General features: G+C 58.8%; 23 protein-coding genes. 9 read left to right on the top strand and 14 right to left on the bottom strand.

Annotated features, from left to right (window positions below; all coding sequences use genetic code 11):
- Positions 1-43: 43 nt before the first annotated feature.
- Positions 44-517, top strand: coding sequence for a Crp/Fnr family transcriptional regulator (locus AC3ZVB_RS00430; protein WP_490145503.1), 474 nt, complete (start codon positions 44-46; stop codon positions 515-517).
- On the opposite strand, the gene AC3ZVB_RS00425 is transcribed toward AC3ZVB_RS00430, so the two are convergent.
- Positions 514-804 (bottom strand): hypothetical protein, encoded by a 291-nt coding sequence (locus AC3ZVB_RS00425; RefSeq protein WP_162436926.1) that lies wholly within the window; start codon positions 802-804, stop codon positions 514-516. The two genes, AC3ZVB_RS00430 and AC3ZVB_RS00425, sit on opposite strands and share 4 nt — an antisense overlap.
- 93 nt (positions 805-897) lie before the next feature.
- On the opposite strand from AC3ZVB_RS00425, the gene AC3ZVB_RS00420 reads away from it, so the two are divergent.
- The 4 genes from AC3ZVB_RS00420 to AC3ZVB_RS00405 all read left to right on the top strand — a co-directional run bounded on the left by AC3ZVB_RS00420 (position 898) and on the right by AC3ZVB_RS00405 (position 3169).
- A complete protein-coding gene (locus tag AC3ZVB_RS00420) occupies positions 898-1584 on the top strand; it encodes a spermidine synthase (protein ID WP_162436927.1) in 687 nt (228 codons plus the stop codon).
- 48 nt (positions 1585-1632) lie between these two features.
- Positions 1633-2007, top strand: coding sequence for a YajD family HNH nuclease (locus AC3ZVB_RS00415; RefSeq protein WP_162436928.1), 375 nt, complete (start codon positions 1633-1635; stop codon positions 2005-2007).
- Positions 2008-2228: 221 nt separating this feature from the next.
- Positions 2229-2699, top strand: coding sequence for an RNA methyltransferase (locus AC3ZVB_RS00410; protein WP_007911337.1), 471 nt, complete (start codon positions 2229-2231; stop codon positions 2697-2699).
- Between the two features lie 92 nt (positions 2700-2791).
- Positions 2792-3169 carry a YgaP family membrane protein gene (locus AC3ZVB_RS00405; protein WP_162436929.1) on the top strand — a complete coding sequence of 126 codons (378 nt, stop codon included), beginning with the start codon at positions 2792-2794 and terminating at the stop codon, positions 3167-3169.
- Between the two features lie 95 nt (positions 3170-3264).
- Here AC3ZVB_RS00405 and AC3ZVB_RS00400 read toward each other — a convergent pair whose 3' ends face one another.
- Both AC3ZVB_RS00400 and AC3ZVB_RS00395 read right to left on the bottom strand, forming a co-directional pair.
- Complete coding sequence (locus AC3ZVB_RS00400) at positions 3265-4494, bottom strand: hypothetical protein (RefSeq protein ID WP_490145502.1); 1230 nt, start codon at positions 4492-4494, stop codon at positions 3265-3267.
- A gap of 42 nt (positions 4495-4536) precedes the next feature.
- Complete coding sequence (locus AC3ZVB_RS00395) at positions 4537-4986, bottom strand: YcgN family cysteine cluster protein (protein WP_162436931.1); 450 nt, start codon at positions 4984-4986, stop codon at positions 4537-4539.
- Positions 4987-5267: 281 nt separating this feature from the next.
- On the opposite strand from AC3ZVB_RS00395, the gene AC3ZVB_RS00390 reads away from it, so the two are divergent.
- A complete protein-coding gene (locus tag AC3ZVB_RS00390) occupies positions 5268-5861 on the top strand; it encodes a nitroreductase family protein (RefSeq protein WP_490145501.1) in 594 nt (197 codons plus the stop codon).
- A gap of 92 nt (positions 5862-5953) precedes the next feature.
- Here the strand turns inward: AC3ZVB_RS00390 and AC3ZVB_RS00385 are convergent, their stop codons facing one another.
- The 6 genes from AC3ZVB_RS00385 to AC3ZVB_RS00360 all read right to left on the bottom strand — a co-directional run bounded on the left by AC3ZVB_RS00385 (position 5954) and on the right by AC3ZVB_RS00360 (position 12511).
- Positions 5954-6886, bottom strand: coding sequence for a D-2-hydroxyacid dehydrogenase (locus AC3ZVB_RS00385; protein ID WP_490145500.1), 933 nt, complete (start codon positions 6884-6886; stop codon positions 5954-5956).
- Between the two features lie 134 nt (positions 6887-7020).
- A complete protein-coding gene (locus AC3ZVB_RS00380) occupies positions 7021-7314 on the bottom strand; it encodes a YcgL domain-containing protein (RefSeq protein ID WP_007898694.1) in 294 nt (97 codons plus the stop codon).
- Positions 7311-8444, bottom strand: a complete 1134-nt coding sequence (rnd, locus tag AC3ZVB_RS00375) for a ribonuclease D (RefSeq protein WP_490145499.1) — start codon at positions 8442-8444, stop codon at positions 7311-7313. The genes AC3ZVB_RS00380 and rnd overlap by 4 nt, the downstream gene beginning before the upstream one ends.
- Positions 8445-8567: 123 nt before the next feature.
- On the bottom strand, positions 8568-9230 hold the full coding sequence (locus tag AC3ZVB_RS00370; RefSeq protein ID WP_490145498.1) for a class I SAM-dependent methyltransferase: 663 nt from the start codon (positions 9228-9230) through the stop codon (positions 8568-8570).
- Positions 9231-9300: 70 nt separating this feature from the next.
- Positions 9301-10950: a phosphoethanolamine transferase gene (locus tag AC3ZVB_RS00365; protein ID WP_490145497.1), complete on the bottom strand. Its 1650-nt coding sequence runs from the start codon at positions 10948-10950 to the stop codon at positions 9301-9303.
- Positions 10951-11128: 178 nt separating this feature from the next.
- Positions 11129-12511, bottom strand: a complete 1383-nt coding sequence (locus AC3ZVB_RS00360; protein ID WP_194690731.1) for a glutamine synthetase family protein — start codon at positions 12509-12511, stop codon at positions 11129-11131.
- Between the two features lie 684 nt (positions 12512-13195).
- Between AC3ZVB_RS00360 and AC3ZVB_RS00355 the strand changes: the two genes are divergently transcribed.
- The 3 genes from AC3ZVB_RS00355 to AC3ZVB_RS00345 all read left to right on the top strand — a co-directional run bounded on the left by AC3ZVB_RS00355 (position 13196) and on the right by AC3ZVB_RS00345 (position 16323).
- Positions 13196-14380: a cyanate transporter gene (locus AC3ZVB_RS00355; RefSeq protein ID WP_490145496.1), complete on the top strand. Its 1185-nt coding sequence runs from the start codon at positions 13196-13198 to the stop codon at positions 14378-14380.
- Between the two features lie 16 nt (positions 14381-14396).
- A complete protein-coding gene (locus tag AC3ZVB_RS00350; protein ID WP_490145495.1) occupies positions 14397-15317 on the top strand; it encodes a DMT family transporter in 921 nt (306 codons plus the stop codon).
- 73 nt (positions 15318-15390) lie between these two features.
- A complete protein-coding gene (locus AC3ZVB_RS00345) occupies positions 15391-16323 on the top strand; it encodes a LysR family transcriptional regulator (RefSeq protein ID WP_490145494.1) in 933 nt (310 codons plus the stop codon).
- Here the strand turns inward: AC3ZVB_RS00345 and AC3ZVB_RS00340 are convergent.
- The 5 genes from AC3ZVB_RS00340 to AC3ZVB_RS00320 form a co-directional block, all read right to left on the bottom strand.
- Positions 16320-16685 carry a 5-carboxymethyl-2-hydroxymuconate Delta-isomerase gene (locus AC3ZVB_RS00340; protein ID WP_162436941.1) on the bottom strand — a complete coding sequence of 122 codons (366 nt, stop codon included), beginning with the start codon at positions 16683-16685 and terminating at the stop codon, positions 16320-16322. The two genes, AC3ZVB_RS00345 and AC3ZVB_RS00340, sit on opposite strands and share 4 nt — an antisense overlap.
- A gap of 57 nt (positions 16686-16742) precedes the next feature.
- Positions 16743-17669, bottom strand: a complete 927-nt coding sequence (locus tag AC3ZVB_RS00335) for a LysR substrate-binding domain-containing protein (RefSeq protein WP_490145493.1) — start codon at positions 17667-17669, stop codon at positions 16743-16745.
- 72 nt (positions 17670-17741) lie between these two features.
- Positions 17742-19856 (bottom strand): DUF6311 domain-containing protein, encoded by a 2115-nt coding sequence (locus tag AC3ZVB_RS00330; protein ID WP_490145492.1) that lies wholly within the window; start codon positions 19854-19856, stop codon positions 17742-17744.
- Entirely contained in the window at positions 19853-20239 is a 387-nt protein-coding gene (locus AC3ZVB_RS00325; RefSeq protein ID WP_490145491.1) for a GtrA family protein, read from the bottom strand. Before AC3ZVB_RS00325 ends, AC3ZVB_RS00330 begins: the two co-directional genes overlap by 4 nt.
- A complete protein-coding gene (locus AC3ZVB_RS00320) occupies positions 20236-20946 on the bottom strand; it encodes a class I SAM-dependent methyltransferase (protein ID WP_490145490.1) in 711 nt (236 codons plus the stop codon). The genes AC3ZVB_RS00325 and AC3ZVB_RS00320 overlap by 4 nt, the downstream gene beginning before the upstream one ends.
- Between the last annotated feature and the right edge of the window lie 2 nt (positions 20947-20948).

Here is a 20948-nt window from a genome sequence, read left to right as displayed (position 1 = left end):
CCAGGCCTGAACCCGCAATAAAACCCGATAAAGACACAACGACATGTCAGAAAACACTCAGTTGAACAACGAAATCCGCTATTGGCTGATGGATTGCGGCCTCTTCGATCACTTGCTGCCAGCGGACTTCGCGGCGGCGTCCGGCTACTTCAGCATCAGCACCGTCCCCGAGGGCGAAGTGATTTTCCACGAAGGCGATGCCGGCAGCTTCATGTGCATCATCCACAGCGGCCAGGTGGCCGTGCAGAAGACCAACAGTGACGGGCAAGCCGTGACCATGGCCACCCTGCGCAGCGGCCGGGCGTTCGGCGAAATGGCCGTGCTGGATGGCGAACGCCGCTCGGCCAGTTGCGTGGCGGCGAGCAACTGCCAGTTGCTCAACCTGGGCAAGGATTCGCTGGAGAAGATGCTCAACGATTCGCCAAAAATCGCCGCCAAGATCATCCGCGCCCTTGCCGTTTCGCTTTCCAAACGCCTGCGCATGGCGGATGGACAACTGCTGTCCCAGCAAATTTAACCGCCAGGGGATTTAATCCTGGTGTTGTTCTGCTCAAGGCCCGGCAAGGTCTGGTCCTTGGGCGGATTGGGCATTTCAATCCGCGGCAACAAGGGCGCGCTGCCACTGCCAGGACCGGCCCTCGGCACACTGGTCGGGGTAATCTGCGGGTACGGTGTCGGTGTCGCGGTGCCGGGTGAACCGGACATCGGCGCGGGACTGGTGGGAATGACTTGCAGTTCCTGGGCCTGCACTGCAGGAATCGAGAGCGCGGCCAAGGCAATGACCGTTAGAATGGTGCGCTTCATCAATGGCTCCGTTAGCCTTGTTGTCTATTTGCAGGCTACTCCCAACTGCGCGTGTTTGCCCTCCCCAATACCCAATCTTCTCAAGAGAGCCTCATGAAACGTTTCGTACTGCTCGACACCACTCCGATTCCTGAAAATGGCGGTGCCCTGTGCCTGTTCGAATACGGTGAGGATTTCGTCATCAAGATCCAGGGCGGCGATGGCGGGCAGCTGATGAATACCCGCATGCATGGTTCTGAAGATGCCCTAGCGGAGATTCCTTGCCGCAAGGTTGCCGGCCGGCCGGACTCGCGGGTATTGATCGGTGGCCTGGGCATGGGCTTCACCCTCGCCTCGGCCCTCAAGCACCTGGGCAAAACCGCGCAAGTGGTCGTGGCCGAACTGGTGCCCGGTGTCGTTGAATGGAACCGCGGACCGCTCGGCGAAAAGGCCGGCAACCCGCTGCTCGACCCGCGCACCGTCATCCGTATGGAAGACGTGGCCAAAGTCCTGCAAGCCGAACCCCAGGGCTTTGACGCGATCATGCTCGACGTCGACAACGGCCCTGAAGGCCTGACTCAAAAAGCCAACAGCTGGCTGTATTCCGCGGGTGGACTGAGCGCGTGCGCCAAAGCACTGCGCCCTAAAGGCGTGCTGGCCGTCTGGTCGGCGAGTGCCGATCGGCAGTTTTCCGACAAACTGAAAAAAGCCGGCTTCAAGGCCGAGGAAGTGCAGGTCTTCGCCCACGGAAACAAAGGCACCCGCCATACCATCTGGATTGCCGAGAAGCTCAAGGGCTGAGCTAAACTCCCTCTATAACCGTCATTAGTCTTTTACAAAGGTGAACCCATGAGTTCGTCAACGCCTCCAACCAACACGTCGAAGTTGGACCGCATCCTTGCCGATAACCAGCGCGACAAGGAAATGGGTTACCGCGACAAGGCTCTGAAGATGTACCCGCACGTGTGCGGCCGCTGCGCCCGTGAGTTTTCCGGCAAGCGCCTGAGCGAACTGACCGTGCATCACCGCGACCATAACCATGACAACAACCCGCAGGATGGTTCGAACTGGGAGTTGTTGTGCCTGTATTGCCACGATAACGAGCACTCGCGCTACACCGACCAGCAGTATTTCAGCGAGGGGTCGTTGGGTTCGCCGAAGATTGCCAAGGCGACGCATAACCCGTTTGCTGCTTTGGCCGGGTTGATGAAGAAGGAAGATTAATATCTCCAGTGCCTCGGCGGGCACTATCGCGAGCAGGCTCGCTCCTACATGTATTGATGTCGTACACAAACTCTGTGCTCGATAGTTGAACCTGTGGAAGTGAGCCTGCTCCGGGAGGCGTTCCGACGATAACGGTCTTCCATACACCGCCAATCTCAAACCAAACACCCCTCCCCCAATCCCCGTATAATCGCCGTTTTTTCCCCGAAGGCACCCCGCTCGTGGCAGACAAACGGTACAGCTGCATTGGTTTGTATAACCCCAAATCACCGGAAAACGTCGGTTCGGTCATGCGCGCCGCCGGCTGCTATGGCGTGGCCTCAGTGTTCTACACCGGCAAGCGTTATGAACGCGCCGCCGACTTCGTGACCGACACCAAGCGCGTGCACTACGACATCCCGCTGATCGGCATCGATGACCTGAAGAAAATCCTGCCGCTCAATTGCGTACCGGTCGCCGTGGAACTGGTTGAAGGCGCCCGTCCGCTGCCCGAGTACACGCACCCGGACCGTGCGCTGTACATCTTCGGTCCGGAGGACGGCTCGCTGGATAAAGAGATTCGCGACTGGTGCGAAGACGTGGTGTACATCCCGACTACCGGCTGCATGAACCTCGCCGCCACGGTCAACGTCGTGCTCTACGACCGCATGGCCAAGGGCCTGAATACCCGCTCGGGGCCGAAATTCCGCTGAATCGCCGCACATCCAATGGAACAAGCCGGCCGCTTCGGCAGTCAGCTTAATTATCTATTCTTGAAGCAGCCATTTCCGCCAGGAGACAGATCATGAGCGAACTCAAACGCGTAGAACGCATCGAATCCACCCCGTTCCAGACCTACCCGGACCAGAACGTCCATGGCTGGGAGCGCATCGGTTCCCTCGCCGGTGGTGTCGTGATGATGGGCAAAGGCCTGCGCCGTGGCGGTATTTTCGGTTTGATTCAAGTGGCGATTGGCGGCGTGGCGCTGGCACGTGGCATTACCGGGCACAGTTCGGCCAAGAGCCTGCTGGAAAAAAGCCGTCAGGACATGAACAACGTGCGGGCGAAGATTGAGCGGGCCGGGGAAGAGTTGAGCCGATTGAAGGCGAATGCCGAGGCAGCGACCAACACCGCGACGGTGACCGGGAATGATTCGTTGAAATCCCCTAAAACCGGGGTTTGATTTTTTAAGATCAAAAGATCGCAGCCTGCGGCAGCGCCTACAGAGGTCTCGAGTACACCCTGTAGGAGCTGCCGCAGGCTGCGATCTTTTGGTTTTTACTCAAGCAACTCGCTATCGAGGACCTTGGAAGGTTCGCCGATGACGCTTTCGGCAAGTTGCACAAATTCCCTGGTGTCGACACTCTCCAGACGCATCGCCCCGCGCAGCACGTCATCCAGCGACCGCTTGTTACGCGTCTTGATTCGGATCTCCTGATCCAGCTCACTCAGCAACAACACCGCTTTGCCAACCTGAGCCGAATTAATCTGTTCACCCCGCAAGGTCGAGACTTTCTGGCCATCCCTGGCCAATTTCTGCTGCAAGCTCGCATACCGTTCATCACTCATGCCCCCGGCACGCCGCACCAGTTCGATGGCGTAATACTCGGCAAACCCTTCGCCGATCCAGTCGCTGCGCTGCTTGTCGTTGATGCGTCCGAACACCTGAGCCAACTCGCGCACCAGCGCACTCGAGCCATTTTCGCTGACCAGCGGCAAACGCGTGTTCAGGTAGATCGACTCCCGCGCGGCAAGGCTGCCGCGCCACATCGGGTCGTTCGCGCCGACGATCAGCAGTTTGGTGGGATGACGGGGAAATACAGCCTGTACCTGCGGCCAAACAAACGTCAGCAACGTCAGCACATCCATACGCCGCATGCCCTGCCCCTGAGGCGAAGCAACCGTCACTTCGGTTTCCCCCAGTCGTGTGCGGCGCGTGCCGAGGTGGCCGGCGAGCATCCAGCCCGTGGGTCGGTCAAACAGCCGGGAGACGTTATCGATGCGGAATTTGTTTTTGCCAATCCTGGGCCAGGAGGTTTCTACACTTTTCCAGCCGTTGGGTAATTCGAATTCAAGGCGTGAAACCAGTTCGATACCGTCCTGCTGATCGAGCATCGCGGCGGGTACCAGATCATCGCCGCGCATCAGTGCCCAGGTCGGCGTCATGCGTGTGTCGAAGCTGCCACTCTTGCGCCCGTGGCTGATGCGCACGCGGTAGGTCAGGCTGGCCTTTTCCGCAATGGGGCGCCAGACGCCACGCGTGTGCTTGCCTGGGCTGAGCTGCCACTGGCCGTCGGCCTTGAAATCGCTGTAATGGCTGCCATCACCGAGATCGAAATCCAGACTGCGAACCGCCGAGCCTTGGGCCAGGGTCAACCGCACCTCCGCCTGATCACTTTGCGGCAACAGGCGTACGTGATAATCCAGATCGACCTTCTTCGCCGCCCACACGGACGAACTCAGGGCCAGTAGCCCAACCGCCAACGCCAGCCGCAATCCCACAGCCATACACACTCCGTCGTGAAAGGTTAAAACGTCCGGCGCTTGACCTTACCCTGCGCGAAAAATCAGATGGTCTTCCCAATCGTCCTCGGCCACGCTGCCTTCGGCGAGCATGCGTCCCGATTGTGAAATTCGTTCGTGGTGCACCGCATCGCGATCACCGCTCACCAGGTGATGCCAGAATGGCAGGTCCTTGCCTTCACTGACCAGGCGATAACCGCAAGTGGGCGGTAGCCATTTGAACTCGTCGGCCTTGCCCGGTGTGAGCTGGATGCAGTCCGGCACCGACTCACGGCGATTGGGGTAATCGCTGCACTGGCAGGTTTTCAGATCCAGCAGTTTGCAGGCGATTCGGGTGTAATAAACGCTGTTGTCGTCTTCGTCTTCGAGCTTTTGCAGGCAGCACAGGCCACAACCGTCGCACAGCGATTCCCATTCCTGCTGATCGAGTTGATCGAGGGTTTTGTGTTTCCAGAACGGTTCGACGGGGGTGGCCATGGGTTCGAGCATCGACATCAGGTGGTGAAAAGGCCGCCAGTCTAGTGCGCGCAGCCCCTCGGGCCAAGCATTGGCGACTGCCGGTAGATCTGGACTTGTCAGCCAGGGCGCCGCCAAGTAGTTTTGCCAATCGCATCGAGCCAGATCTGCGTGCCATTAACGCCCGACCGCGTTGCATTCAGATGAAGTGCCAGGCTCACGAAAAACCTCATCGCCCAGCCCAACTGCGCCCGCCGGTTTTCATTCGATTTTCTGACTCACACGTAGCAAGGAATCTCTGCATGAGTAACAACCCTCGCGTTGCCGATTACGTCATCCACCCACAGTTCACTGATCGCTGGTCGCCCCGTGCCTTTACCGGCGAAGCCATTCCTGAAGAAACCCTGCTGAGCTTCTTCGAAGCCGCTCGCTGGGCGCCGTCGGCTTACAACTCTCAGCCGTGGCGGTTTCTGTACGCCCGTCGCGACACGCCAAACTGGGAGCGTTATCTGGGTCTGCTGAACGAATTCAACCGGGGTTGGGCGCAACATGCGTCGGCACTGGTGATTGTCATCTCGAAAACCACCTTTACCGCCCCGGGCGCTGCCGAAGAAACGCCAGCCTTGTGGCACACCTTCGACACCGGTTCGGCCTGGGGCCATCTGGCGCTGCAGGCGAGCATCAGCGGCTGGCACACCCACGGCATGGCCGGGTTTGATCAGGAGCTGACCCGCAAGGAGCTGAACATTCCCGAGGGATATGCGCTGCATGCGGCGGTGGCGGTGGGCAAACTGGGGGACAAGTCGACCCTGGCGGACTACCTGCAAGCGCGTGAAGTACCGAGCCCGCGTCGTCCGTTGAGCGAGCTGGTTGCCGAGGGTGATTTCACGCTTTAAAAACAAAAGATCGCAGCCTTCGGTGTAGTGGTTCAGTTTTTTTAAACCATCCTGTAGGAGCTGCCGAAGGCTGCGATCTTTTCGGGTGCAATTCAATACCCGCGATTGAAATCCACTTCCCCGCGCAACGCTTCGCCCGCCTGGTACGCCCGCAGGTTTTCGACAAACAGATTCACCATCATCGAAGGCGAAGTCGGTGCCGAGCTGTGCCCGGTCAGCAACAACCCCCACGCCGTCCAGAACGGATGACGTTGCGGCAGCGGTTCCTGACGGCAGACATCGATCACGGCGCCGGCCAGATGCCCTTCTTTCAACGCTTCCACCAGGTCTGCATCGACCACCGCCACGCCGCGTCCAACGTTGATGAACAATCCGGTCGGCTTGAACAGCTTGAACAGCGCAGCGTCGTACAGGTCGTGGGTATTGGGGGTGTTTGGCAGCAGGTTGATCACGTAATCCACTTCACCGACCAGGCGCGGCAAGTCCGCCAGCACGCCCACTTGCTTGAACGGGGCCTGCTCGCGAGCTTCGCTGGCGATGCCGTAGAGCTCCACACCAAACGGCTGCAGAAATTGCGCCACCGTCTGGCCGATGTCGCCCGTACCGACGATCAATACCTTGCGACCTGCCAGGCTCTGGCCCTGGCGGTTATCCCACTTGCGCTCGACCTGGCTGACCAGTCGCGGCAGCACTTCACGCTCGTGGCCGAGCATGTAGGTGAGGACGTATTCGGCCATGACCTGACCAAAAATCCCTACCGCGCGAGTCAGGCGATAGTGGCGTGGCAAACCGTCGGCCAGCAACGGCGTGATGCCCGCCCAGGTCGATTGCAGCCATTGAGGTTCATGCCCCTGACGCAACAGGGTGGCCAGCAGATCCGGCTGTCCGAGCCAGATCGGGCAATCCGCCGCCAGGCTGGCCAGTTCGGCAGAATCGCCACTGGTCAATACTTCCAGCTCAGGCGCAGCCTGACGCAACAGTTGGGCATACACGGGGTGGTCGTGTTCAGCAATCAGAACGCGCATGGTTCAAACCTTTCAAAAGCAGCGCAGACGACCGTCGGCGGAGTCGTGCTCCGTCATCGCGGCCATCGGCAAGAATTCAGTTCCAGTCTTTCAAGAGAGGGCGCGTCACAGGTGATGTGAAGCGCCCCAGCCGATCACATCGGATCGTTGCGTCGCAGCAACTCTTCCGGCAGGTGTTCGATGTACTCGTCTTCGGCCGGCGGCATCTGCAGGTGGTAACCCTGCTTCTCGAGATTCTCCAGGACCACGGTGATGTCCTCGCGCGACAATTTGCGCTCGGGGGTCAGCACCAGGTCGAACGCATGATGGGGTTTGCCGAAGGCGGCCATCAGCGATTCCGGGACACGCTCCAGTGCATCGCTTTTGAGCACATAGAGGTACATCTCGTTTTTCTTCAGGCTTCGGTAGATGGAGCAAATACGTTTCAAGGCTGTTCTCCGGGGGTGGCCAGGCTGTCGAGCAGCGCTTGGCCCATCAATTCGCGGCGCCAGCCACGCAGCGAATCAGGCAATTGGTAAGGACCATTGGGGTAGCCGCTCTTGAGCAGCGCTTCCAGGGTTTTCTTGCGCAGCATCAATTCCGGCGCGATGTTCAGGCGCTCGGCTTCAGCCTGACCGATCGCCCGCAGCTGCTTGATCAGCGCAGCAGCATCCACCGGCAACGGCTCAGGCACGGCGGGCGGCCATTGATCAGGCGACACACTGCCAAAGCGCTTGATCAGATCAAGCAGAAACTCGCCATCCTGACGCACGGTACGCGGGTGCATGTCTTCGATTTTCCCCAGGGCACCGAGGCTATCCGGCTGGGTACGCGCCAATGGCCACAGGGAATGCTCGCGGACGATACGGTTGCGCGGCAGATCGCGGGCGCGGGCTTCGCGCTCACGCCAGGCGCACAGTTCACGCAATACCGCGAGTTGGGCGCGGGACAGCTTCCAGGCCAGCTTCGCTTCGCGATAGAGCTCGTACGGGTCCACCTCGCGACGCAGGTTGGCGACCAGTTCAGCGCCGTCTTCCAGCACCCAGTTGTACTTGTCGTCAGACAGCTTCGGACGCATGCGTACGAAAACTTCCGCCAAGTGCAGGGCATCTTCGGCGGCGTAGCTGATCTGCGTGTCGGAAAGCGGGCGTTGCAGCCAGTCGGAACGGGTTTCGCCCTTGGGCAGGTCGATACCGAGCACTTCCTGCACCAACCGCGAATAGCCCATGGAGAACCCGAGGTTCAGGTACGCGGCGGCCAGCTGGGTGTCGAACAGCGGAGCCGGCAGACTGCCGGTCAGGCGCAGCAACACTTCGAGGTCTTCACTGCACGCGTGAACGACTTTGACCACGGCCGGGTTTTCCAGCAACGCGGCCAGCGGCTGCCAGTTGTCGATGGTCAGCGGGTCAATCAGGTAAGCGCGTACGCCATCACCGATCTGCAGCAGGCCTGCAATCGGATAAAAGGTGTCGACCCGCATGAATTCGGTGTCGAGGGCAACGAATGGCAGTTTCTGCCACTCGGCGCAAAACTGACCGAGGCTATCGTTGTCGCGAATCCAGTGAATATCGATGGCCACACGGCTCTCCCTTGAAGAATGGCGCGCAGTATATATCGCGACCGGCGATTTCCGCGCATCCACTGAACAAGAGCTTTAGCGAAAAGACGCACCTGGCAGCAAGAAATGTCTGACAGGCGGGCGTTAACTAGCCTTACGAAGTACGTAGACCCGCATCCCCATGCAACCGGGCAGATAGTCCTGATGACTGAGGATGCGCAAACCGGCTTCCTTGAACTGGGCTTCTACCTCGGCCCGACTGACCGATCCTTGTGCGGGTGAGACCTGCGAGCGGGACCGCAGCCCCTTGAATAGGGCTTCGACCCGCACCGCGACAATGACCGTATCGCGACCGACCCGATGAAACTCCTTGAGCATGGCCAACCGATACTCGGCACCGTCGATGTGCTGAAACAGTTGCATGCAAAAAATGCTGTCGACCGCGTTCGCTGACAAGCCGATCGAAAACGCAGAACTCTGAAACGTCTTGATCCGTTTGAGCACGTCGTGCGGATGATGGGTCTGGGCGTGATTGAGCATGTCCTGGGACGGATCGCAGGCAAGAATCACCCGGTTGGCATGTTCGGCCAACACTGGCCAGAACCGCCCCGCACCGCAGGCCACATCCAGGATCAACCCCGGTTCGCCCGCCACTTTCAACGCGTGACGCACCAGTTGCTCCGAGCGCCAGAACGTCAAACGCTCCGCCAGACCACGCGGTTGCGCCTGTCGGCAGACGCGGGCATGTTCCTGGTCGTAGCGCCGGGCGAACTCAAGCTCGACAGCAGAGGGTGGCAACGCGGACATGTGCATGACTCTTCGGGAAATAAGTACCGGCCGCCGATTAGCGGCCGTCGCGTGAAAAAAGGTCGAGCACTTACTCTTTGGCCAGCACGCCATCGATCACGGCGCCGCGGCAACCGGCGAACATATCCAGGTCCTGGTTGTAGACCTTACTGCTGACCTCCAGTAACCCGAGCATCGAATGAAACAGGTTGTCCTGGCTCAAGGGTTTTTCCCGACTCAGTTGCAGGCAATGGGTATCTACCGAGAACGACTTTTGATAACTGTCGGAGAACCAGGCCAGCATGGCCACGCGCTTCTGTTGTTCCGGCGCCAGCATGTAAGGCGTGCCGTGAAGGAACAGGTTGTACTCGCCCAGGGACTCTCCGTGGTCCGACAGGTAGAGCATGGCGGTGTCCACTTTGTCCTGGTTGCTACGCAGCACATCAATCAGTGACGACAGCACATGGTCGGTATAGACCAGCGTGTTGTCGTACCCGTTCACGATACTTTCGCGACTGCAATTGTTCAGCGCATTGCTTTCACAAACCGGTGTGAAGCGTTCGTACTCTTTCGGATAGCGCTTGAAGTATTCCGGACCGTGACTGCCCATCTGGTGAAGGACCAGCACGGTGTCCTTGTCCAGGTTGTCGATGAAATGCTGCAGACCCTGCAGCAGAATCTCGTCGCGACACTCGCTATTGGCGCACAGCACCGGGTCTTTCAGTTTGCTCACATCGTCAAGGGTGACGCGGTCGCACGTACCCTTGCAGCCGGATTGATTGTCACGCCAGATCACGTCAAGGCCCGCCCGTTTGAGCACGTCCAGCAGGCCTTCCTCGTTTTTCGCCTTGCCGGCGTTGTAGCCCTTGCGACCCATATTGGAAAACATGCAGGGCACCGAAACGGCTGTTTCCGTACCGCAGGAATGCACATCGGTGAAAGCAATCAGACCTGGCTCTTTATCCAGTTTTGGTGTGGTATCGCGGTCGTAACCCAGGATGCCGAAGTTTTCCGCACGAGCACTTTCACCCACCACCAGCACGGTCAGGGATTTGCGCCCATGGGTCTCCCAGGCCGGGTTGCGCTGGGCGTCTTCGCCGATCTTGACGAAGGGTTGCCGAGCCGACACGACTTGCTCGCGCAGAAAGCCCACTGACGCACCAATGTAGTTACTCGGTACGACCATCAGGCGCAATTCATGGTGATTGCGAAACAGCGAGGACAGGCCTTGGTAGTTAATCAGAGCGATACCGCCGATGACGGCAATCGACGCAACGCTGACCAGCACTTTGCTGACTAACTCACGGTGCCAACGACGGTAATCAACCGGAACTTTCCATAACAACCAGGACGGTAAAACACCGAGTAAGAATATATAAACCAGCAACTTTATTGACAGTAAGTCACGCACTTCCGTGGCGTTGGTTTGTGCAAAGTTACGCAGCATACCGATGTCCATCAGTACGCCATATTGGTTCATGAAATAAGCCACGCCGGCACTGCACATAAAAATCAGCGTCAACACGGGCTTCAATACCGGCCTAAAGGCCAGCAGGGTCAATACAATGTTGAAAGCCGCCAGGATCATCACCCCGAACGCCACGCGCATGACGATGCCCTTACCGTCTGAGGTGGTGATGTCGAACAGGTGCTGCCAGAGCACGACATTGCAAGCCGTTAACAAAAACGCGCTGGCAATCAGAGTCACCCACTCGGGGCGAACGGCTTTTAACTTCAACATGATGGTTGGCTGTTCCTGAAAGAAGTGCCTGCGGTAAATGTGAAAATTTCATTTATCGCGACAGCACCAACTTTAGGCAGCCAACCATCAATTTTTTGTGAAAAAGAAGCCAACAATTAGTTGGCTGATGGCACTAGGCCAAAACTTTTAACTTATTTGAGAATTGTTCAGCTTCTGTTCAGGCCTGGTGCAAGTACCAACGCCAATCCTGCTCCCCTACCTCGCCCATGAACTGCCGATACTCGGCACGTTTCACCGCCAGGTAAACACCGAGGAACTCGCCGCCGAAGGCTTCACGGGCCCACGTCGAACCTTCGAGTGCCCGCAAGGTGGTCAGCCAATCGGTCGGCAGCAGTTCCGTCGCCTGGGCGTAACCGTTGCCCTCCACTGGCGCACCTGGGTCGAGTTGTTCACGAATGCCACGATGAATACCGGCCAGAATCGCTGCAGCGGCCAGGTAAGGGTTGGCGTCGGCGCCACAGATGCGGTGCTCAATGTGGCGCGAGAACGCTGGTCCGCCGGGCACGCGCAAACTGACGGTGCGGTTGTCCACGCCCCAGGTGGCCGCCAGCGGCGCATAGCTGTTGGTCTGGAAGCGGCGGTAAGAGTTGGCGTTGGGGCAAAACAACAGCAGCGAGTCGAGCAAGGTACTGAGCATCCCGCCAACCGCGTGTTTAAGCAGCGGCGTGCCGTCGGGGGCTTCGCTGGCGAACAGGTTGTTCCCGTCCTTGTCCGCCAGACTGACGTGCATGTGCATGCCAGTGCCAGCAAGGTCATCGAAGGGTTTGGCCATGAAGCACGCTGTCATCCCGTGCTTGTGCGCGACGCCCTTGACCAGTCGTTTGTAACGCACCGCTTCGTCCATCGCCTGTAACGCGTCGGTGCGGTGTTCGAGGGTAATTTCCACTTGCCCCGGCGCGTACTCGGAGATTGCCGTGCGGGCGGGAATGCCCTGGAGTTTGCAGGCACTGTAGAGGTCGGCCAGGAACGGCTCGATCTGCTCCAGTTCACGCAGGCCATACACCTGAGTGCTGCGCGGGCGACCACCATCGACGTCTCGCGCAGGTTGCGGACGACCGTTGCTGTCGCGTTGCTGATCCAGCAAATAGAACTCGAGTTCCGCGGCCATGACCGGGTAGTAACCGTCGGCCTGCAGGCCTTCGATGACCTTCGCCAGTAAATGACGTGGATCGGCAATGGTCGCCGGCATCCCCTCTGTCGGGTGCATGCTGACCTGCACCGCCGCCGTCGGGATCAACCGCCACGGCATGCGCGTCAAACTGCCACTGACCGGGTATGCCCGACAATCGATGTCGCCCACGTCCCACACCAGGCCAGAGTTTTCAACGTCATCGCCATTAATGGTCAGTCCCAGAATGGTGCTCGGCAACGGCCGCCCGCTGTCGTAAACCGCCAGCAGTTCATCGCGATGGAGCAACTTGCCCCGCGGGACGCCGTTGTTGTCGAGGATGAACAGCTCGAACATCTCGATATCCGGGTTCTGCTCCAGAAAGGTCAGGGCTTCTTGTTTCGTGGCGAAGGGAGTCGTGGCACTGCTCATGGACATTCTCTTTGTTTGCGTTTCAGGCGAGCGCGCAGGCTAGGCCCGGTAGATCTCGAGGAAAAGCTCAAGACCTGTAGGAAAAATCAACGGCAAACGCAAAAATCCGGTGGGCGCGCGTGACGGCAGTGCCACAGCGCCCAGAAGGCCAGATCGGATGGAAGTGTGACGGCGCAACCGTCCATAGAAGAGACCGCAGAGAACAGATAACCCGCAGCGTCACACGGGTGGTTGCGTCGTTCAATCGGCATTTGAAGAACTTCGGGTGCGGATTGGCTAAACAATCAAAAGCCACTGCGCCCTGTAGCCGCTGCCGAGCCTGCGTTATGGCGTTATGACGTTTTGGCTTTGGGGCGTCGTGGCTTTGTGTAGCAGCTGCCGAGCCTGCGAGGCTGCGTCCGGCTGCGAAGCAGTCGTAAAATCAGACGATGCGTCATTCAGGTGGATCGCGTCACCTGGGTTGCGACTGCTTCGCAGCCGGACGCAGCCTCGCAAGCTCGGCAGCTGCTACAGGTACGGTGTTGTTTTCATAGACGGTGGTGTTTTGATAGACGGTGTTTTTTTCATGGGCGGTGGTGTTTTCACGCGGGGTATTTAGTTTTTAAATAGTGGTGCGGACTTTCTGATTTGCGGCGTTTCGGCCCTCGCGCGCCTAATCGTTTCCTTTCATTCAAGGTCCGATCGATGGAACACGTTCGCGCAATCACCCGCCCCGCTGTCTTGCTGATGTTGGGCATTGTCCTCGTCGCCCTTAATCTGCGCCCTTCCATGGCCGCCATCGGTCCTCTGCTGTCAGCCATTCGCGGCGACATCGACTTGAGTTTCAGCCTGGCGTCATTACTCACCATGCTGCCGGTGATGGCGATGGGGCTGGCCATGTTCTTCGGCATCAAAGTCAGCCAGCGACTGGGCGAGCAGCGCACGGTGGTGCTGTCGTTACTGATCATCGGCCTGGCCACCGCGTCACGCCTGTTCCTCGATTCTGCGGCGCAACTGATCCTCAGCGCCGTGATTGCAGGCGTCGGTATCGCCTTGATCCAGGCGCTGATGCCGGCGCTGATCAAATCCCGTTTCCGCGATAACGTTGCCCTGTGCATGGGCCTCTACGTCACCTCGATCATGGGCGGCGCCGCCATCGCCGCCTCCTTTGCACCCTTGGTGATGGCGCGCACTGGCAGCTGGCGCATGGGCCTGGCGATCTGGGCCGTACTGGCGCTGGTGGCATTGCTGTTCTGGATTGCACAGCCCGCGCAGAGTCCTCCGCTGGAATCGAAACCCTCCAGCAATGCCCCCTTTTTCGGCAATTCCCGCGCCTGGTTACTCGCCATCTTTTTCGGCCTGGGCACGGCTTCCTACACCTGTGTGCTGGCCTGGCTGGCGCCTTATTACGTGGAAAAAGGCTGGAGCGAACAAAACGCCGGATTGCTGCTGGGATTCCTCACCGCCATGGAAGTGATATCCGGCCTGGTGACGCCCGCCATTGCCAACCGCAGTCGTGACCGACGCCTGGTGCTGGTGGTGTTGCTGGTGCTGATCATGGCCGGTTTCTGTGGACTGATCCTCACCCCGCAACACCTGAGCCTGCTGTGGCCCTGCCTGCTGGGGCTGGGTATCGGCGGGCTGTTCCCGATGAGTCTGATCGTGTCGATGGATCACCTGGCCAGCCCCCAGCGCGCGGGTGGCCTGACCGCGTTCGTACAAGGCATCGGCTACCTGATCGCCGGCCTGTCACCGCTGATCGCCGGACTGATCCGCGATCAGCTCGGCAGCTTCGAATGGGCCTGGTGGTCGCTGACCGGGGTCATGGCGTTGATGATTCTGATGGTCCTGCGTTTCGATCCGCGGCATTACGCCCGCCACATTCACTAACCGGGGGAACACCTGCATGAAACACTCTTTCGCCAGCGCCCACCTCGGCATGCTGCTCTGGGCGCTGCTGATCGCAGGCTCGTTTTCCGCGGCGGCGCAGGTCAGTCAGGCCATCGACCCGATCCTGCTCACCGCCCTGCGCCTGCTGCTCTGCGCCGTGGTGTTCCTGCCGCTGTTGCTGTTCAAGGGCGACACCGCCATGACCGCCCGAGGGCTGATCAGCCATGCCGCGCTCGGCTTGTTGCTGGCGGTGTATTTCGGTTCATTGTTCGAAGCGCTGCGCTACACCTCGGCGGTGAACACCGGAACGATGTACACCCTGGTGCCTCTGTTGACCTTGCTGTTTGAAGCCGTACTGATGCCCGACGAGCGCCAGAAACGCCAAGTACTGCCGATGCTGATATCGGCCGGCGGCGCGGTGTTGCTGGTGCTCAAAGGGTCCGGTCCCGGCGAATGGCCGTCGCTCTACGCGATGCTGGTGTATGGCGTGGGTTGCCTGGCGATGGCGCTTTACTCACCCCTGAGTCAGCGGCTCAAAGCCAACAATCTGAAGGGGCGCGGGCCGGTGGCCATGACCTTCTGGAACATGCTGTTCGGCGCCGTGTTTTTGTTGGCATTGTGCGGATTCAGCGGTGGCTGGCGTACGGCGACATTGCTGACCTTCAACGACCTTTACTGGCTCATTTACCTGGCGCTGTTCGCCACCCTCGCCACCTTCTGGCTGTTGCACCGGGCCATCGGCGTCATCGCGCCCTCCTCGGTCATTTCATACATTTACCTGAGCACACTGTTCATCACGCTCTTCCATTGGTTGTGGCTGCGTCAGTCGCCGCTGCCCCAGGAAATCGTCGGTGCAGTGCTGGTAGCCGCTGGCATGTTGGCGTTGTTGCTATCCAGCCGCCGATCACAGCTGAATTCGGACAAAGCGTTCACCTGACTCCATCGTTCCGTTAGGATCTTTCGCACAGTCATGCGCCCGCCAGTGCAGGACACGCAGCGAGAGGCAATGGATGCTCAACAGTAACGCGCTTAGAAAGCTCGACACGCAGGACTTCATGGTGTTCGTCGCCCTGTATGAGCAGAACCACGTCACCGGCGTGTCCGAAACCCTCTGCGTCAGCCAGTCGACCGTGAGCTACTGCCTGAAAAAACTGCGGGCCAGTTTCGACGACGAGATGTTCATCAACACTCGCACGGGCATGCACCCCACCTACAAAGCCGACCGCATGTACCCGCACGTGCTGAAGATCCTGGAACACATCAACCTGTGCCACGCCGGCGACGCCACCTTCGACCCGACATCGCAACCCGTCACGTTCAACCTCTGCGCACCGGAATACTTCGAGCAGTTGATCCTGCCTCGGCTGTTGAAGCGTTTTGCTTCCGCAGATTGGCCGGTGATGGTCAACATGCACAAATTCGACAGCGACATTCCGGTTGAAGCCCTGCGTAACGGCAGCCTCGACCTGGTGACGTGCTTCGGCCCGGACTTTCATCGCAGCCACGGCGACTTCAGATCCGAGACCTTGCTGGAAGATGATCTGGTGTGTGTCTTTGATAGCCGCTTGGCACGCAATGGAACGCGTTTGAGCCTGGACGAATTCGTCGAACGCCGGCATGTGTTCCCGACGCCGTGGACATCCACCACCAACATGGTCGATGGCTGGTTGGCGCAACAAGGGCAGAAACGGCAGATTGTTGCGCGGGCAAACAGCTATGGCGCGGCCTTGAAGATGATCACCGGGACGGACTTTGTGGTGACGTTGCCCCGGCGTATACAGCAGGTGCTGGCGAGTGAATCGGGATTTGCTGTCTGCGAAGCCCCGCCAGGGTTACCGGGGTTCAGCCTTGATATGCAATGGTGTCAGCGCGTGGATCAGGACAACGCCAATCGCTGGTTACGCGAGCAAATCGTTTGGGCATGCGCTGAACAACAGGCTTAGAGGGTAATCGCCGTCTTGGTATACGACTCCCGATCAATATCCAGAATCTCCACACACACCTGCACTTCCACCCCCGCCGGCCATTCACACAGATCCTGCACCACCGCCAGCAGGCTCTCGGACAATTGCAGCTTGATCTGCGGCGAACGTCCGCTGAGCAGCGCGAGCTTCACGTGCACGAACGCTCGCTCCCCCATTGCCGTGCCCACCTTGAACGTCTCGACCTTTACCGCGCGGCTTTTGATGTCGAATTCAGATGCAAACTGACCGGAACCCACCAACGTGTTGTTGAGCCGGATCAGGGCCACATCGGCGTTCAGGCCGGGCAGGTTGGCGGTGTATTCCATATGCAGGTGGGGCATGACGGTGCTCCTGAAGGGTGGCGGAAAGGTCCTACGTATATCACAGAGTTGTCCGACTCAAGGCGGGGTAGATATCAGGTCCCGATCGCTCATGAAGGTTTCCAGGCGCTTGCGCAGCCAGCGTTCGGCGGGGTCGGTGTCGACGTGGCTGAGCCATACCATCGACAGGTCCAGGGTGGGTGTCTTGAACGGGAACGGCTCTTTGAACAAGAGTCCGGATGCCGCCATGGCTTCGGCGGTGTAGTCCGGCAAACTCGCGATCAGGTCGGTGCCGGCCAGTAAGGCCGGCAGCGCGCTGTATTGCGGCACGGACAGCACAACCTGGCGGGTACGCCCGATCTCTGCCAGCCATTCATCGGCGTAGCCACTGACGTTGGCGGTGTGGGACACCAGCACATGAGGGCGTGAGCAATATTCATCGAGGGTCAGCGGTGTGTCGGAGGCATCGGCGCGCAATATGCTGGGCTGGATGTGCCGCAACAATTTGCGCTTGGCATTGGCCGGGAGGCCGCGGGTCTGGCTGATACCGACGGTGATGTCGCCGGACGCCAGCAAGTCGGGAATGCGCCAGTAATCGACATGCTGAACCACGAACACCACCTTCGGTGCTTCCTGGCGCAAGGCTCGCAACAGCGGTGGCAACAGGCCGAACTCAACGTCATCGGACAAGCCGATGCGGAAGGTCATGGTGCTGATGGCCGGGTCGAAATCGTGGGTCAGGCTCAGGGCGATCGACAGCGAATCCAGGGCTGGCGAGAGGTACTTGATCAACTCTTCCGCACGCGCCGTGGGCTCCATGCGATGACCGACGCGGATGAACAACGGGTCGTTGAACATTGCCCGCAGACGGTTGAGTGCCGAACTGATGGTCGGCTGGCCGAGAAACAGCTTCTCGGCGACTCGAGTGACGTTGCGCTCGAGCATCAATGTCTCGAACACCACCATCAGATTGATGTCGGCCTTGCGTAGCTCATTGCGATTCATCCATTGCCCCCGTCCCCAGATCATTCCGGCAGTGTAGAAAGGCGCGCCGAGGGCGTCTACGTGGACCCACCATCAATAGATCGTCAAGGTCTTCAGCCCGATCGCCAATTCGCGCGCATCCGCCCCCAATCCGAACTGTTCAGGGCTGGCCACATCGGCAAACTGCATGTTCATTTTCAAGAATCCCTGTTTTGACACCCGATCTTGTACTTCGGGTGGAAGGGGCACATCGATAATGTTGTTATCGGACTGCGTAAGCTGGGTCGTCAAGGCCGGCATGCCATTCACGCTGATGACCACACGCTGACTGGAATGCCCGGGAGGCAGGAATGCTGTCGTCTCCAGACGCAAGGACGTCACGGGCTTTGTTACCCGGAACATCACTTCAGATTCGCTTCCTTCGGACCAGGCCCCCCAGGTTTCGGAGTCATACCAGCCCCTGGACAGAAACACTCTTCCTTCACTGCCCCACGCGAATGACGTTTTTTGTTCAGGCTCAAGGATTGGAAGCAACTCGACCGGGTTTATTTGAGGGGTCTCTTTCAGGCAGGCATTGCATTGCTTCCACCCCGGAGCCAGGACTGTGAAACCGTCAATCCTGGTTAAGAGGTCCTTTGAGGTGTCAACGTTTATCGCCGCCTGGAGTAGCGCGCGATCATCGAGCAGGTACAGCGAGTCGGCGTCATACTTTCCCGTCGCCATTGCACGAGCCGTCTCCTGCTCGGTTTTCTTCCAATTGGCAGTATCCATACGGCCCAGATAAACAGCGTTCGTTGCCAGACCATGGGCGCCGGCAAATGCCGTCACTGCCATCCAGTGTGGGGAGAGGTTCTGCGGAACAATCCAGCGAATTTTCTGGTAATGGTCCGCGGCACTTTTCCAGAAGGGATCGACCATTGGCGATACCCAGGTCGAAGCAGGCTTGACCATCAGCTGTTTGCGAACGTTTACCCAACCTGCATGGGTGTCCAGAACCTGAATCAGCAACGCCAGTGACAGTAAGATGAAGGCCGTACGCGGTGTATTGGCTCTGATCACCAGAAAAATAATGGCGAAGATAATCGCGTAGTAGACCGGCCAGAACATTCGTCCCGAGGCTCGGAAAATATTGGCGACAGCGATGAGTTCCGGCGGTAATGGAAAGGTAAAGTCCAGCGCCCCCAGGGCGACGTGATTGGAAATCGAGAACAGGCTCAACCCCGCCAACGCCAGCAGCAAAACTGGCCACCGCCCCAATCGCTGAAGAAAACCGGCATGACCCTGCAGCAGACCAACCAGCGCACAGATGCCCAGCGTCAATATCCCGAGCCCCAGAAAAGCAAACGCCTCTCCATCACCGAAACCTTGAACACCGGGCAGGTCCTTCAGCAGATACGACCACTGCCCTGGGTCGATCAATGAAAGCAGGTTCAACGCATACATTCCGAAACCTTCGGAAATTGCCCCTTCGCTGCCAACCGAAAAATAGCCTGCCTGCCAGCAGCAAATGCTGACCAGCGCAAACAGCAGGAAAAACTCCGTCACTGCTGCTGGTAACGTCAGTTTTTTCTTGAGATATCCAGCTATCAGATCCGCAATCCAGATCAGTGCGACCATCGCCAGGAAGTACGCATGGATCAAGGCACACGAGGCCAGCAATGCCCCCCAGGCTAAACGGCGATGACGCAGCTGCGGATGCAGTGCCAGATAGAGCGACGCCAGCACCAGAAAATGCCCGCCCAGGGACAAATGGAACGGCAAGCGCATGATCATCGGAGGCGCAAAGAGAAACAACGCTGTGCTGACAGCGCGCAAGCCTGAGTGCGGAGAAATCAACCCCACCAGTTTCCATGCGAACCAAGCCTGCAAGACGAAACAGGCCATGAACCAGATGCCGAAATACTGGAATGGCTCCGGCAACAGCGACGCGAAGGGTTTGAACAGAAAAGCCAGCAACGGATTGGAATCAGAAAAAATGATGCCATTCCCCAATTCCAGCCCATAGGTCGGATTGAGGCCTATGGGAAAGGACCAGGGCGACTGACTGAAAAACAACCATCCCAGGTAATGAGTAGCGGGATCGCCGTTTCCAAGCCAGGCAATGTTTTGAGGATTCAAAGCTCTGGGGCCAATCACAATGAAGAAGGCCAAGACCCCTATCAACAGTGGCAATAGGGTGGTCGCCAAGCGTTTAGCGGAATCCTTCATCGATACGTCCAGAAGTTGTGCATGACAAAAGTGAATGCCGGAATGGTCAGCGCCACTGCACCGATCCCCAGCAAATAATTGAACCCGGCCATCTGCGCGGCCCAAGCCACCGACATCGCCAGCAGGAATCCTGCTCCAGAGACTGTCATGAAGCGCAGCAATGAACGGCCATGCAGTCGGGCGGAAAAGCTCCAGGTGGTGTTGATCAGGTACGACACCACAGTCGCCACGGCAAACGCCACGCCGTTGGCCAGCGGCGGCTGTGCCAGCACATAGTTGATGAACAGCACGGCAACCAGTGCGTGCAGTGCGGTCACAAACAATCCGGTGACGGCAAAGCGCAGACCGCGCTGGATCAATGCGGATTTTTCGGCTGCTGTCACGGCTTTTGCGCCAGAACGAACACCGTCAACCCCGCCAGACGGTTGCTCTTCATAAATGGCAGTTCGAGCGAGCACAGAGACTTCAACACACCATTGATCAGCGGATGGTGCTGACTGAGCTGAGAGCGAGGCGTCGAAGGTTGCGCGCCTTTGGACAGCAACCGTAGCGTCGCCGCCAGCGGAAACACAAACCCGAAGTAGTACGCGCCCTGCTTCACGGTCAACCCGGCGTCCCTGGCTACCGTCTCGAACTGGGTCAGGGTGTAGCGGCGTTTATGTTCGAGAAAATCATCGTGCCCGCTCCACAGAAACTGGAACGCCGGCACGGTCATCAGGAAACGACTGCCCGACGGGACTTTCTCGACATAGGCCTTGAGCAGTCCGACGTCGTCGTCGACGTGCTCCAAAACGTCCATCAGCAGCACCAGATCAGCATCGACGGCGTCAATCGAGCGGCGATAGTGCACCGGTTTACCGGCAGTGATAGCGTCTGAGTCGGTGTCATAGCTGATGTCCACGCACCAGGCTTCGATGGCCGCTGTATGCGTCAACAAATGATGAGTAAAAAACCCGGAACCGGCCCCCACATCGAGAATTTTCCTGACCGGCGTGCTGCCCAACCATCGGCGGGTCGCTCGGGCTTTTGAACAGTAATACCAGTGCTGGTCGATGCTTGAACCGAGGATGTCGGTTTCCTTGAGATCCATGG

This window comes from Pseudomonas sp. MDV22-iso1 (assembly GCF_058145095.1).
Note: the sequence above shows the minus strand (reverse complement) of the source record. Positions and strands in the feature narration are given on the sequence as shown.